This is a genomic window from Bifidobacterium sp. LCP19S3_E9, assembly GCF_052121135.1.
Classification (GTDB): domain Bacteria; phylum Actinomycetota; class Actinomycetes; order Actinomycetales; family Bifidobacteriaceae; genus Bifidobacterium; species Bifidobacterium thermacidophilum.
Genome location: NZ_JBQKEV010000010.1, coordinates 1 through 14,713 on the forward strand (window position 1 = coordinate 1; position 14,713 = coordinate 14,713).

General features: G+C 60.4%; 11 protein-coding genes. 1 reads left to right on the plus strand and 10 read right to left on the minus strand.

The window, feature by feature from the left end; all coding sequences use genetic code 11:
- Positions 1-599: 599 nt before the first annotated feature.
- Positions 600-1,736: a 4-hydroxybutyrate dehydrogenase gene (locus tag ACTQYB_RS06290; protein WP_441482192.1), complete on the minus strand. Its 1,137-nt coding sequence runs from the start codon at positions 1,734-1,736 to the stop codon at positions 600-602.
- Positions 1,737-2,018: 282 nt separating this feature from the next.
- On the opposite strand from ACTQYB_RS06290, the gene ACTQYB_RS06295 reads away from it, so the two are divergent.
- Positions 2,019-2,324 (plus strand): YhbY family RNA-binding protein, encoded by a 306-nt coding sequence (locus tag ACTQYB_RS06295; protein ID WP_015450635.1) that lies wholly within the window; start codon positions 2,019-2,021, stop codon positions 2,322-2,324.
- A 45-nt stretch (positions 2,325-2,369) separates the two neighbouring features.
- Here ACTQYB_RS06295 and ACTQYB_RS06300 read toward each other — a convergent pair whose 3' ends face one another.
- The 9 genes from ACTQYB_RS06300 to aspS all read right to left on the minus strand — a co-directional run bounded on the left by ACTQYB_RS06300 (position 2,370) and on the right by aspS (position 14,665).
- Positions 2,370-3,911: a replication-associated recombination protein A gene (locus ACTQYB_RS06300; RefSeq protein ID WP_441482191.1), complete on the minus strand. Its 1,542-nt coding sequence runs from the start codon at positions 3,909-3,911 to the stop codon at positions 2,370-2,372.
- Between the two features lie 67 nt (positions 3,912-3,978).
- The gene (locus ACTQYB_RS06305) at positions 3,979-6,579 is read right to left on the minus strand and encodes a DEAD/DEAH box helicase (RefSeq protein ID WP_441482190.1); all 2,601 of its coding nucleotides are present in this window, start codon (positions 6,577-6,579) and stop codon (positions 3,979-3,981) included.
- A gap of 512 nt (positions 6,580-7,091) precedes the next feature.
- On the minus strand, positions 7,092-8,129 hold the full coding sequence (locus ACTQYB_RS06310; protein WP_441482189.1) for a PPK2 family polyphosphate kinase: 1,038 nt from the start codon (positions 8,127-8,129) through the stop codon (positions 7,092-7,094).
- A gap of 201 nt (positions 8,130-8,330) precedes the next feature.
- A complete protein-coding gene (locus ACTQYB_RS06315) occupies positions 8,331-8,714 on the minus strand; it encodes a YbaK/EbsC family protein (RefSeq protein WP_441495916.1) in 384 nt (127 codons plus the stop codon).
- Between the two features lie 335 nt (positions 8,715-9,049).
- Positions 9,050-10,219, minus strand: coding sequence for an amino acid ABC transporter permease (locus tag ACTQYB_RS06320; protein WP_441482187.1), 1,170 nt, complete (start codon positions 10,217-10,219; stop codon positions 9,050-9,052).
- 5 nt (positions 10,220-10,224) lie between these two features.
- Positions 10,225-10,902, minus strand: a complete 678-nt coding sequence (locus tag ACTQYB_RS06325) for an amino acid ABC transporter permease (protein WP_033507203.1) — start codon at positions 10,900-10,902, stop codon at positions 10,225-10,227.
- Positions 10,899-11,747: a glutamate ABC transporter substrate-binding protein gene (locus ACTQYB_RS06330; RefSeq protein WP_033507205.1), complete on the minus strand. Its 849-nt coding sequence runs from the start codon at positions 11,745-11,747 to the stop codon at positions 10,899-10,901. Before ACTQYB_RS06330 ends, ACTQYB_RS06325 begins: the two co-directional genes overlap by 4 nt.
- 81 nt (positions 11,748-11,828) lie before the next feature.
- Positions 11,829-12,623, minus strand: coding sequence for an amino acid ABC transporter ATP-binding protein (locus tag ACTQYB_RS06335; protein ID WP_026502168.1), 795 nt, complete (start codon positions 12,621-12,623; stop codon positions 11,829-11,831).
- A gap of 242 nt (positions 12,624-12,865) precedes the next feature.
- Positions 12,866-14,665 (minus strand): aspartate--tRNA ligase, encoded by a 1,800-nt coding sequence (gene aspS, locus ACTQYB_RS06340; protein WP_033507206.1) that lies wholly within the window; start codon positions 14,663-14,665, stop codon positions 12,866-12,868.
- Positions 14,666-14,713 lie beyond the last annotated feature (48 nt).

Genomic DNA, 14,713 nt, shown 5'->3' on the forward strand with positions numbered 1-14,713 from the left:
AAACACCCCGCACGGAAGCGGGGACCGGACTGGCAATCATTGACTATAAAGAAGTAGTACAGACACGCTCTTGAGTTCTCAAACCACCACCACACACCCGACAAAACCAACCCCCCGAAGGAAGCCGGCCGGCGAGCGGCAGCAAGAGAACAACATACACCACCAACACCACCCACGCAAACCAACCACCCAACCACCACCCCACAAACCCTACAAAACACAAGCAAACACCGGCGTGTCGAAAACACCACACACCACACACAAAACAACACGACACCACACACACCGCACCACAACAAACCCACCGCGTCACGTACGCCGACCGCGGCCGCTACCTACCTCATCCCCGAAATCGAACGTCCCACATTCTGAACAGCGTCGCGGAAACAATCAAGTTCGGCATCGCAACATCTCCCGCGACGATGAATCCGGGTGCGGTGGGACTGAAACGTCTCACCGCACCCGGATTCATCGTCGACCAGATCAACACATGGACCCATGCAACGCGCCGGCACGCGACCTAACGCCAATCATCTGCGCTTTCCGACGCTTGGCCATCGCGATACCAGCAACCGTCGTAAAGTCCAGGCGGACGCGTGTCAGTAGAGTTCGGTGAAGATCTTCAGCACGCGGTCATAATCCAGCGGCACGAAGTTGTTGCGCATCAGCCGCTCCTGGGTGGTCATCACACGTTCGGCGAATTCGGGCAGATCCTCGTGGGTCACACCATACTCATGCAGCGCCTTCTTCGGCAGGAGCTTGTTGATCAGCTCCTCGAGCCGGTCATAGACCACGGCGGTATCGCAGCCGAGTATCTTCGCGAGGAAGGCGTTAAGCGTGGCGATCTCTCCGTCGGATTTGATTTCCATGTAGTTGCGCAATACGCCCGTGAACATGGCGTAGTTCGATTCGCCGTGCGGCACATGGTATTTGCCTCCCAGCTGATAGCTCAACGCGTGTACCGCGGCGCATCCGGCGGTGTCGAAGGCGATGCCGGCGAAATCGGAGGCAATGAGGAAGTCATCCATCAACTCGTTGCGCTTCGCACGACGTTCGGCCGACCCCGCCTCGCCGGCCTCGGTCACTTTCTGATATCCGCCGACAATCATTTCAATCGCCTTGTAGCTGAACATTTTCGTGTATGGGGTGGCGTTCGGCGACAGAACAGATTCGACAGAGTGCACAAGCGCATCCATCGAGCTTGTAGCAAAGACATGATCGGGCAGACCGGTGAGCAGTTCCGGAATCAGCACGGCATCATCAGCGAACATCTCCGGCCCCGCGATACCCGCCTTGCAGCCCAGACGCGTGCGGTTCACCGCGGCGATTTCCGTGACTTCGCTGCCCGTACCGCAGGTGGTCGGCACAAGCACCAGACGCACTTTGCGGTGGTGGTCTGCCAGATGGTCGATGACGTCATCGATGCCATCACCGCCGGCGACGGCGACAATCTTCGACATGTCCATGACGGCACCGCCGCCGACTGCGATAATGCGGGAATACTTGAACTTGGAAGCGTCGGCAATAAGCGCATCGATCATCTCATCGGTCGGTTCCTGGCTACCGTACTTGTCTACGGTGATCACATGGGCACCGTTGGTGACGCCGGCGAAGAACGTATCATGCATCACGTCCATGGTGACCAGCAGGTCGTCAGACCCAAGATTGAATTCCTCCGCAAATTCCGCGACCGTGGGGAACTTGTGGATCACGGGACCAACGGTGAGCTGCTTCATACAAAAACCTTCTTTCAACGGCCCGCGTACCCTTTGCGGTATGCGGGAGCGATACGCGCATTATCGGACCGGACATTTCACCTGATATGTCCGGCGTGTTTCCTACATGTGACAGTGGTTCGGATTCGTTCAGATTCATGGAGAACGTTCCGTTGCCGCCGTGATCATGATGTGGACATGCCACTTCGCGACGCCCGCTTCCAAGGACCGCGGCATGCGGTATGGTTGGTTCACGCGCATGCGGGGCGAACCGATGGACCCGCAATCGATACGGAGGATGTCATGGCACTGACCAAGAAACAAACCAAGCAGCTGAGGGCGATGGCTAACCAGCTCAACCCGCTGCTGTGGATCGGCAAGAACGATGTGACCGATGCCGCAATCAAGCAGGCTGATGAGACAATCGACAAGCATGAGCTCATCAAATGCGCGGTCCAGGACGGCTCAGGTCTGACCGCACGTGAGGCTGCAGACCAGCTTGCCCAACGGCTTGGGGCCGATGTCGTGCAGGTGATTGGCAACCGGTTCGTGCTGTACCGCGAATCTCGCCGGGACGATGTGAAGAAGATCGTGCTAGTGCGCGAGTAGGCGTTTCTGAGCTGTATCAATCAATCGAATAATTTATTCAATCCGTTAATCTGTCTGCGGTGAAGCATCCGACGCTGTATGCGACGCCGCAGATTCGGATTGCGGTGAAGCGTGCTGCTTTTTCGACGCCGCCCCGGACTCGGTCTGCGGTGTCCGACCGGATTCTGACGATCCCGGCCGGACACAGGTTCCAGCGGTTCCGGCGGCCTCTGCGGTTCCGGTAGCCCCGATTCCATGGAGAATCGGCTTGATTCGCGCCAGATTCTCCTTCACCTGACGCTCATACCCACGGTCGTTGGGGCGGTAATATTCACGACCGACCAGTTCGTCGGGCATATACTGCTGCGGAGCGACGGCTCCCGGATAATCGTGAGCGTACTTGTAGCCCTCGTGGTTGCCCCAGCTTTTCATGAGTTTCGTCGGGGCATTGCGCAAATACAGCGGAACCTGGCCGATACGCCCAGCATCGATGTCGGCGAGTGCCTCGTTGATTGCATTGTAGCTGGCGTTGGATTTCGGCGCGGTGGCCACGGCGATAGTCGCTTCGGCGAGGATGATGCGCGCCTCCGGCATGCCGATCATGGCGACCGCCTGCGCGGCGGCGACCGTGACCTGGAGGATCTGCGGCGCGGCCATACCGACTTCTTCAGCAGCCGCGATCATGATACGCCGGGCGATGAATCTCGGATCCTCACCCGCCCTGAGCATCTGGGCGAGATAGTGGATGGCCGCATCCGGGTCAGAGCCTCGCATGGATTTGATGAACGCGGAGATGACATCGTAATGGTCGTCGCCGTGCTTGTCGTAACGCACGGTCGCCACGTCCATGACACTGCTGACAATGTCCGGAGTGATGACCGCAAGCTTGTCTGAATCCTTCGCGTGCTTGCCGCCGGTAACCGCACCTGTGGCCGCCTCGAGGATGGTCAGAGTTTTGCGCCCATCTCCCCCGCCCATGCGGATGATCTCGTCACGGGCGTCATCGTCGATGGCAACGGTGCCTTCCAACCCGCGTGGGCTGGCGATGGCGCGGTCGATCAGCGTGCCGAGGTCAGCGTCATCAAGCGATTCGAGTTTGACGACGACCGAACGGCTGAGCAACGGCTTGATCACCGAAAAACTTGGGTTCTCCGTAGTGGCGCCGATGAAGGTGACGTCGCGGTTCTCGACGCTGGGCAACAGGGCGTCCTGCTGGGATTTTGAGAAACGGTGGACCTCGTCGATGAACAGGACGGTCTCCTTATGCGAGGTGACAAGCCGTTCGTGGGCGCGTTCGAGGACCGCACGCACGTCTTTGACCCCTGAAGTCACCGCAGAGAGCTCTTCGAAGGCGCGCCCGGATTGTTTGGCAACGATGTAGGCGAGCGTGGTTTTGCCCACTCCCGGAGGGCCAAACAAGATGATTGAGCTCGGGGCTGTCAATGAGCCCTGCGACAGCGGGTCGGCAAGCCGACGCAGCGGCGAGCCTTCCCCCAGCACATGCTGTTGGCCCACCACCTCATCGAGGGTTTCGGGCCGCATACGCACGGCGAGCGGACGCAGCACGTCATCAGGCGCGGCGGCCGCGGCGAACAGATCATCGGTCATGCTTCCACCCTACTCCAATTCGAACAATCGTTCGACTCTGGCGATGCGCGATCGCCCCACGGCCCGATCAGTCCTCGATCTGGCCGTCGGAGCCGATCGGGCCGACATGATAGTCGACGAACACCGTCTCACCGGTCTCCTGCGTGGCATCGAGATCGACCGTGCCACCGATCGCCCAGTCATGGTCGCCATCGGAATCATCGATGATCTGTCGGACACGCCACGTATGCTCCTTGCGTTCGTTCGCGCCATCGATGATGAAGAATTCCGGCGAGCGGGCGGCAGCGTCGATGCCGACATAGTCGTGCTCGTCATAGTAGTCTTCGAGCGCATCCTCCCATTCGTGAACGCCGTAACCCCAGTCATGGTCGAGGTCGCCGAGCGTTTCGGGGCGGTCGAGGTCCATAAGCTGGATGCGGCGGAACATGGCGTTGCGGATGAGCACGGTGAGTCCACGACGGTCGGAAACCACGGCGTCGCGATCACCCGGAGCGGTGGTGTCAAGCGCGGATTCATCGTCTTGGCCGGCATGCTCCCACTCGTCCACGAGACTGGAATCAACGGAGCGGACGACAAGGCGAAGCCAGGAGATGACGTCACGCAGCTGGTCGTCGAGCATGTCCTGCGGAACCGTGCGTGCGAGCGAACGGTAGGCGTCCGACAGGTAACGCAACAGGGTGCCCTCGCAGCGGGCGATATTGTACCGGGCGATGTACCCGTTGAAATCGGAGGCGGTTTCAACCATGTCACGCAGCACCGATTTTGGGCTGAGCATGTAGTCGCCCGCCCACGGCACCGACTGGCGGTACGTGTCGAAAGCCTGATTCAGCAGATCTTCAAGCGGCTTGGGATAGGTGATTTCCTGGAGGCGTTCCATGCGTTCGTCATAGTCGATGTCGTCGGCTTTCATCTCCTGCATCGCCTTGTCGCGGGCTTGCCGCTGCTGGGCTTTGAGCACTGGCATCGGGTCGTCGAGCGTCGCCTCGACCATCGAGATGACGTCAAGCGCGTACGTGGGCGAATCCGGGTCGAGCAGGTCGAGCGCGGCGACAAGGAACGGGGACAACGGCTGGTCGAGCGCGAAATCATCAGGCATGTCGACGTCAAGCACGTAATCCGTGGTGTCGTCGTCACGCGGAACGGCCTCGATGAAATGCTCGTCAAGCATAGTGCGGAAGATGTCGTCCGCCAACTGGTGCAGATGCGCTTTCTGCTCGTCAGTCTGCGCGGAGTCGTCGATGAGCTTGTCGACGCGGGCACGGGCGTCACCGCCTTGGGCGACCTCGTTGAGCACCATCGAATGCGTGATTTTCAAATGCGGGACCAGAGTCTCGGGGGCCGCTTCGATAAGCTTGTCGAAGGTGTGCTCGTTCCATGTGACGAAGCCCTCCGGCGGCTTCTTGCGCTTGACTTTCTTGAGTTTCTTCGGATCATTACCGGCTTTGGCCAGCTGATGCGCGTTCTCGATCTCATACTCCGGAGCCTCGGCGACCACCAGCCCTTCGGTATCGAAGCCCATGCGGCCGGCACGACCGGCAATCTGGTGGAATTCGCGGGCGCGCAGACGACGGGTCTTAACACCGTCGAATTTCGTCAACGCGGTGAGCACCACGGAATGAATCGGCACGTTGATGCCGACGCCCAAAGTGTCAGTACCGCAAATCACCGGAAGCAGGCCCTGCTGGGCGAGCTGTTCGACCAATCGGCGGTATCGCGGGAGCATGCCGGCATGATGCACGCCGACACCGGTGCGCAGCAGGCGTTGCAAAATCTTGCCGAACGCCGTAGTGAACTTCGTGCCCTTCATCGCCTCGGCGATGGCGTGACGCTGCTCCTTGGTGGAGACATTGCTGTTGGCGAGCGCCTGCGCGGTGGTCAATGCGGCATCCTGCGAGAAATGAACGATGTAAATCGGGGTGTCGCCCTTGCCGACCAGCAGCTCGATGGTCGCCGGCAGCGGCTTGTCGGTATATTCGTAGGTCAGCGGGACCGGGCGCGGGGCGTCGGCGATGATGTCGACATCCGTGTCGGTGGCGTCTTCAAGCCGGTCGGCGATCGCATCGACATTGCCGAGCGTCGCGCTCATGAGCAGGAACTGCGTGTTCGGCAGCGTGATCAGTGGGACCTGCCACGCCCAGCCGCGCTCAGAGTCGCCGTAATAGTGAAATTCGTCCATCGCCACGCAACCGATGTCCGCCTGATCGCCTTCCCTGAGCGCCTGGTTCGCGAGGATTTCCGCCGTGCAGCAGATGATTGGCGCGTCGGCGTTGATATGCGTGTCACCGGTGATCATGCCGACGTTGTCCCTGCCGAACACCTCGACCAGGTCGAAGAACTTCTCGGAGACGAGCGCCTTGATCGGCGCGGTGTAGTAGGAGCGACGGCCGGTGCACAACGCGGCGAAATGCATGCCGAGCGCGACCAGCGATTTGCCGGAGCCGGTCGGGGTGTTGAGGATCACGTGGTCGCCCGAAAGCAGGTCCATGATAGCCTCTTCCTGGTGGGACCAAGGGGTGATGCCCTTGGTGTCCTCCACCCAGCCGAAGAAGCGATCGAAAATCGCGTCGGCGTCAAGATTGCGCCGCTCGCCGTCATGCGGGGCCAACACCCCGAGCGACCCGTATCCATTCGTCCCGTCGGCTTGTAGCCGTTGCTCGTCCTGCGTCATACCCCTGAGTCTAACGCGTGGCGTGCCTTGCGGGCGATGGGGAGAGCGGGATGCCGACATTTCCACGAACAAGAAGAAGATCACTGACCACCGTGCGACTATCAGATTGCCCGATGACGGAGCACCTTCGGATTTCAATATCGGAAGAGAGGCACTCCAATGGGATGCGACTTCTCAAGGACACAACGGCGAGATACGGAGAGTCTCGCAGAACAGATGACAAGCACTGGGAAGCGGTGCTACCGAGTTGTCGCACAACGGGGAAATACCACGGGAATAGACGAGAGAGGCAGTGATATCAGGCCGCGGTGTGACAGGAAAGTCGCACGACAGGCAGATTGAAACGGATACTACGACCAAGGACACCGTATCGGTCCACTATGTGACCGGGAAATCGCACGACGGCGAGATGGCACGGGAATCGACAGGATAGGCGGCGGTACCGGGCAACAGTGCGACCGGAAAGTCGCACGGCGGCGGAGTTTCCCACGCGCCGAGCCACTCCCCGGCCGTTACTCCTCGTCGAGCCGGCGGCGCATCGCATCCGCGTCACAGTTCAGCGGCGGCCAGCTCAGGCCCATATCCCGCAGCGACGTGCGCAGCAGCTCGCTGACAACCGCCCTCGAATACCAGCGGTTGTCCGCAGGGACCAGATACCACGGCGCCTCCGGGGTGCTGGTCTTCTCGAACACCTCCTGCCACGCGTCCATATACTCGTTCCACCGGGCACGCGCATCCAAGTCACTCACATCGAACTTCCAATGCTTGGTAGGATCGCTCAACCGCGTGAGGAAATGCTCCTTCTGCTTGTCTTTGGTGATTACGAGGAAGATCTTGATGATCGTGCAGCCGCTGTCCACAAGTTCATGTTCGAACGCGTTGACCTGGTCGTACCGCGCCCGCCACACATCCTCCGGGAACGTGCCGTAGATATGCGGCATGACGATGTCTTCGTAATGGGAGCGGTCGAACAGCGAGATCCAGCCGGGTTTCGGCAATTCCCGACGCACCCGCCACAGATAATCATGGGCCTGCTCCTCCTTGGTGGGAGCGCCGAAGCCGTGGTAATGGATGCCCATCGGGTCGGTTTGGCTGAACACATGGCGGACGATGCCACCCTTGCCGGAGGCATCCATGCCTTGCAGCACGATGAGCATGCGCCTGGGTGAGCCTTTCGTCCCATTCGCATACAGCAATTGCTGGTATCGTGCGATCTCGCCGGAGCTGATGGCGATGAAACGCTCGCCCTGCGCCTTGTTCCCTGGGAATCCCGGAGTGGAGCCGCCATCGACATCCGTCAGCCGGTCCCCCAGGTGGAATCGCAGGAGCTCCGCCGGCGGCTCGTCCCATACCGAACTGAGCAGTTTGGACGATACGTCAGCGCGCTCGAGACGATGCTCGATATCGTCGTCATGCCGTTTATCAAGGATTTCGATATCATGCTCGGCTTTGCGCAACGCCTTGCCGATCTGCTTGGGTTCGGTTTTCTTTTTGTCTTTGTGGTCGTTCTTGTTGGCGTGCCCATCCGCGTGTGGTGTCGTGTCTGTCATCGTATGCCTCCTGATACGTGCGGAAGCATGCCTGCCGACGAGCTGCCGCGCTTATCCGCGAGGCTTGCCAAGCCCTTCGATGACACGCACACCCGGCAGGTATGCGAACAGTGCGCCGTTGACGACCAGTTTCGAGGGGCGTATGCCGCTTCCAATGAACAGTGTAGGCGTTTCCAGGATGCGCGCGTCGACCAACACGGGTCATGCCGGCGGCAAACCGATCGGCGACATACCTCCGGCCTCCATACCAGTGGCGGCTGCGGCGTCGACCACAGGGGCGAATGAAACCTTGCTGACCTGCAGCGTGTGCTTGACCAGACCGTTAAGATCGGCTCGCGTGTCGCCGTTGACCAGTGCCGCAGCGAATTGCGGGGGCGCCTTGCGCGTCTTATGAGTGTGGACGATGACGACATTGCCCGCCTGTGCAAGGCAAGCCCGTACCGTGGGCAGAAGATATCCGTGTCCGACTCCTCGTCGAGGTTTTCGCTGACACCGAGAATCTGGGCCGGATCGATGATGCCTTCCGAAGTGAACCGTGTCAGCGCATCCAACACAGGCTGGGCCAGCAGCTTGCTGCCATGCCAGTCGTGGAGTTCCAGATCACCGGTCGTTGTCGTGAAATCCGCCATCGAATCCTCGCTTTCGTGTCCGCGCCCCGGTTGTGGGGCGATTGTGGTTGCGAGCTTAGCGCCGGAATATGAAGGGAAACGCCCGCCGGGACTTGCATCGTATACGTGTTGGTTATGACCGGCGTTCGTGCCCGGGAAATCTGAGGTTTCAGTACATCGCGCCGCGAGCGCGACCTTGGGAACTGTATCTTTGCGGGGCGCACAAACGACACCGGCCCGGTTGATATGAGATTCCAGTCAACCGGGCTGGTTGGTGTGTCAGCACAGCCTGTGCCGGGGTCTTACCCCGCGTCAGTCCGTGCTTGGCGCGGGATGCTGCCCCTTGCCATCGGGGTTCTCACCGCCAGCGCGTTTTTTACGTGCCCCGGGGACACCGGGAAGCGGGACCTCAAGATGGTGGCGTTCGGGGGCATCCGGATGGTTCTCGTCGTAACCCTGCATGTACCGAGTCTTCTGCCATTCATGGATGGACGCGTTTGACCCGCGGTGATGCTCATGATAGGTTCGCGGCGCGCCTCCCCGCGGCAGTTCGCCCGATTCCTTCGCCACCGCGATCTGGTTGACATTGGACGGATCCATAATCGCAATCGGGGCGACCGCTTCCGGTTCGGCGGGGGCAGCGGTGTGGCGCTGCATACGTGAAGGCAGCCATTCAGCCAGTCGGGACAGCAGCCAGCACAACACGAAGTAGATGACCGCGGCGACCACGAGCGTCTGCAGGATGTTGAAGTACATCGAGCCGAGACGACGCGATTCCTGGAGCAGATCGGTGTACATGATGATCGAGCCGAGCGCGGTGTCCTTGAGGACGACGACCAGCTGGGTGACTGCCGCGGGAAGCATCGCATAGATGGCTTGCGGGACCTCGACTTGCATGAGGGACTGCGTGCGGGTCAGACCGAGGGCGAGCGCCGCCTCATGCTGCCCGTTCGGCAGGTTGCCCACGCCCGAGCGCACGAGTTCGGCGACCACGGAGCCGTTGTACAGTACCAGACCGAGAACAACCGACCAGTACGCCGGATCCTCCATGCCCATGAAGGCGAACAGACGCCAGAAGAAAATCATCATCATGAGCACCGGCACAGCGCGGCAGAATTCAACAATCACCGCTGAAATCCAACGCACGGGTGCCGCCGGCAGCAAACGCCCGATGCCGAAGACGATGCCGAAAAGCACGGCGCCGATCACCGCGACGAATGCAGCCTTGACGGTCATCCACAGTCCCGGCAGATAGAAGTCGGTCCACGCTTCTGCGTCGAGCGCAGGTTTCCACAGCTCCCAGGAGAGCTGATTCTCGCCTTGCGGCGGGTTATGCAAGCGCATCAGGATGAGCACGAGCACAAGGGCGAAGACGACGATCGCCACCGCGTTGGCGATACGGATGCGCTTACGTCCGCGCGGCCCAGGGGCGTCGAACAGAACCGAAGTGTTGGTGTCGTTGTTGCTTGTTGCGTTCGCCATACCGGTCACCTCCGTACCGCGAGCTTGTTGGACAGATACGTGGTCAACGCACCGAACGGAATGATGAGAATCACGTACCCGAAGGCGAAGGTCAGGAAGATCGGCACGATGAGATCGGCGTGGTATTCAATCATCTCGCTCATCATGGTCGAGGTTTCCGTCGCCACCGATGCCGCCGCGGCGACGGTGGAGTTCTTGAGCAGCGCGATGAAGGTGTTGCCCAGCGGTGCGACCGAGCCGCGGATGGCCTGCGGCAGGATGACCTGCGTGGCCGCCTGCCAGAAGTTCAGACCCAAGGCGCGCGCGGCTTCGGCCTGGCCGACTGGCACGGTGTTGATGCCCGAACGCAGCGACTCGCATACGAACGCCGCCGTATACAAGGACAGGCCGGTGATGGCCAGCCAGAAGAAGTTCGTGGCAAAAGTATTCGAGAAGCTGAGCTTGAGCTGCGCGTACACGCCGAGCACCATGAACACCATGATGATGGTCAACGGCATGTTCTTGAACAACTCCACATATCCTCTGGCAATTCGGCGCAACGATGAAATCGGCGAAATCCGCATAAGCAGCAGAATCACGCCGAGAATCGTAGAAAACAGCGCCGACCACAGGGTCAGCTCGATGTTCACCAGAAATGCGCCTGGGATGTCATATTGGCTGAACAGCTGTGCGAATGCGTTCATTGCTTCTCCCCTTCCGTAGGTGTCGGCGGGTTGTATTTGGCGTTCGGCGTGTAGGCGACGCCCTTGGTGTTGTCGTCGATAGCGCGTTTCCAGGAGCCGTCCTGGATCATCTCGGTGATGGCGTTGTTGATCTGCGACGCGAGTTTCGTATCGCCCTTCTTAATGCCAACGCCATACCGCTCGACCGTGAAAGGCTTGCCCACAACCCGCAACCTGCCGCGGGACGCCGAAGCAAGGCCCGCGAGAATGATGTCATCCGTGGTGACCGCGTCGACGATGCCTGACAGCAGCGCGGTCGCGCATTCGGCGTACCCGGGCTGCTCCATAAGCTGCACCTTGCTGGCGAACCGCTCTTTGACCGTGACAGCGGAAGTCGAACCGGTCACCGAGCACAGGCGCTTGCCGTTGAGGTCCTGCGGGCCGTTGATGCCGGTTTCGCCTTTACGCACCAGCAGGTCCTGCCCGGCGACGAAATACGGGCCGGCGAAGGAGACCACGCGCTTGCGGTCATCGGTGATGGAATAGGTGGCGAGAATCATATCGACATCGCCGTTCTGCAGCATCGCCTCGCGCTGTTTGGACGGCGCTTCCTTCCATATGATCTGGTCCTCGGAATAGCCGAGGCTTTTGGCGATGTATTTGGCTACATCGACATCAAAACCGACATAGGTACCGGATTTCTTGAAGCCCAGGCCTGGCTGGTCGAATTTGATGCCGATGCGGATCTTGCCCGCTTCGTCGTCAGCCCCGCAGGCGCTGACGGACAATACGCACGCAAGCGCGCACACCACCGCGCAAGCAGTGCGTATGAGACGCCCGGCAGTACTGCTCAATCTCTTGTTCATAACGCTCTTTTCTGATCAAACCCAGGTGCCGATTCGGCCTTCGTTTGAGACGCAGGAGGCACCAATGGACGATGCTGACGGTCAGTGGGTGAGGATCTTCGACAGGAAGTCCTTGGCACGGTCAGTCTTGGGGTGTTCGAAGAACTCGTCCGGCGTGCCCGATTCGAGAATCTTGCCGTCCGCCATGAACACGACGCGGTCAGCCACGTTACGTGCGAATCCCATCTCGTGAGTCACGCAGATCATCGTCATGCCCTCGTGGGCGAGTTCGGTCATCACATCAAGCACCTCGTTGACCATCTCCGGGTCGAGCGCCGATGTCGGCTCATCGAAGAGCATGACTTTCGGTTTCATCGCGAGAGCGCGGGCGATGGCCACACGCTGCTGCTGGCCGCCGGACAGCTGTGCCGGCATCTTCTCGGCCTGGGAATCCACGCCGACACGCGCGAGCAGATCCATGGCCAGATTCTCTGCCTCGTCCTTGGGCATATGGCGCACTTTGATTGGCGCGAGCGTCACATTCTCGAGAATCGTTTTATTGGCGAACAGGTTGAAGGATTGGAACACCATGCCGACTTCGGCGCGGAGAGCCGCGAGCTCCTTGCCCTCTTGCGGCAACGGCTTGCCGTCGATGCGGATATCGCCCGAATCGATGGTCTCGAGACGGTTGATGGTGCGGCACATCGTGGATTTGCCCGAGCCTGACGGCCCGACGACGACCAGCACCTCCCCCTTATTGACGGCGAGATTGATGTCCTTGAGCACGTGCAAATGACCGAAATGCTTCTCGACATGGGTCAGCTCGACCAGCGGATGCGTGTCCTGTCCTTGCGGGTCGGCGATCTTCGCGGCTTGTTGTTCTTGTTGTTCAGACATGCATGACAGTCTAACCGGTTTGAACCGACAATGGCCAACCTATCCCATCATGCGCGCACTCGCACGGAAACGGCGGTATTATGCGGCAATATGCCGATGCCCTGCCACGCAGTACATTGCGTAACAGGGCATCATGTTTCTTGGAGGTTAATTTTTCGTGTTCACGGCACCGTGCCGATCACACCTCGGGGACCTGCAGACATTCAAATCCTCAGCCCCGTGGGCAATCACCCGGATGCGGTTCAGTCCTCGTCTTCTTCCGGGTCGTAGTCGACACCGGTTTCGGCGCGCTGCTCATCCGAAATCGGAGCCGGAGCGCCGGTCAGCGGGTCGCGGCCGCCGCCAGCCTTCGGGAAGGCGATGACATCGCGGATGGAATCAGCACCGGCGAGCAGGGACACCGTACGATCCCAACCGAGCGCGATACCCGCGTGCGGCGGGGCACCGTACTTGAAGGCCTCGAGTAGGAAGCCGAACTTCTCTTCGGCTTCCTCCTTGCCGATGCCCAGCACGTTGAGCACACGGTCCTGGATATCCACGCGGTGGATACGCACGGAACCGCCACCCATTTCCTCGCCATTGCACACGATGTCATACGAATCGCTCATCGCATGTTCCGGATCCTTGTCGAACTTGTCGATCCAGTCGGCGCTCGGCATGGTGAACGGGTGATGCATCGAAGTCCACTTGGAGTGGCCGACTGCCACATCATCGTCATCCGGATCATCGGTCGGCTTGAACAGCGGGAAGTCGACAACCCACGTAAACGCGAACTCGTCCGGATGCAACAGACCGGCACGACGGGCAAGTTCGACACGAGCCGCACCCAGCAGCAGCTGGGAGGATTCACGGGCGCCAGCAGCGAAGAACACCGCGTCGCCGTCCTCGGCGCCTACGGCTTCCTTGAGGCCATTGCGCTCCTGCTCGGACAGGTTCTTGGCGACCGGTCCCTTCAGCTCGCCGTTTTCGGTGAACTGCACATAGGCGAGGCCCTTCGCACCACGCTGGCGCGCCCACTCCTGCCACGCGTCGAACTGACGGCGAGGAGTCGAAGCACCACCCTTGAACAGCACCGCGCCGACATACGGGGCCTGGAACACGCGGAACGGCGTGTCCTTGAAGTAGTCGGTCAGCTCGATGAGCTGGTTGCCGAATCGCAGATCAGGCTTGTCGGAACCGTACTTGTCCATCGCATCCTTCCACGAGATGCGCGGAAGCGGAAGCTTGATGTCATAGCCGCGGGTCTTCCAGATCGCCTGGATGACCTTCTCAGCCATCGCGATGACGTCCTCCTGGTCGACATAGCTCATTTCCATATCGAGCTGGGTGAACTCCGGCTGACGGTCCGCGCGGAAGTCCTCGTCGCGGTAGCAGCGCGCCAGCTGGTAGTATCGCTCAACACCGCCGACCATGAGCAGCTGCTTGAGCAGCTGCGGGCTTTGCGGCAGCGCATACCAAGAGCCCGGCACCAAGCGGGCAGGCACGAGGAAGTCGCGGGCGCCTTCAGGAGTGGACTTGATGAAGGTCGGGGTCTCCACCTCGGTGAAGTCCATATCCTCGAGCGCGTGGCGCGCGGCCTTCGTCATATCAGAACGCAGCTTCAGGTTGCGCTGCATCTGCGGGCGGCGCAAATCGAGATAGCGGTACTTCAGGCGCACGTCCTCGCCCGGAAGCTTGTTCTCGGACTCGTTCTCGAGCGCGGTGGACACCTGGAACGGCAGGGCGTCGGCCTTGGCAAGCACCTTGAGATCCTCAACGACGACCTCAATCTTGCCAGTGGCCAGATGCGTGTTCTCATTGCCGTCCGGGCGCAGGCGGACCTCACCGGTGACCTGGATGACGAATTCGCTGCGCAGCGGGCGCGCGATTTCCTCGTCATAGATGACGATCTGCACGAGACCGGTGTTGTCGCGCAGATCGATGAACGCCACACCGCCGTGGTCGCGACGACGATCGACCCAACCGGCGAGCGTGACCTTCTGCCCGACCAGCGCCTCGGTCACTTCCGTGGCATGATGTGTTCTGTAAGCCGTCTGGCTCATGCTTCCTCTATTCTTGTCAAGTCCTCAGAAATCGGCGGAAAACCGGGT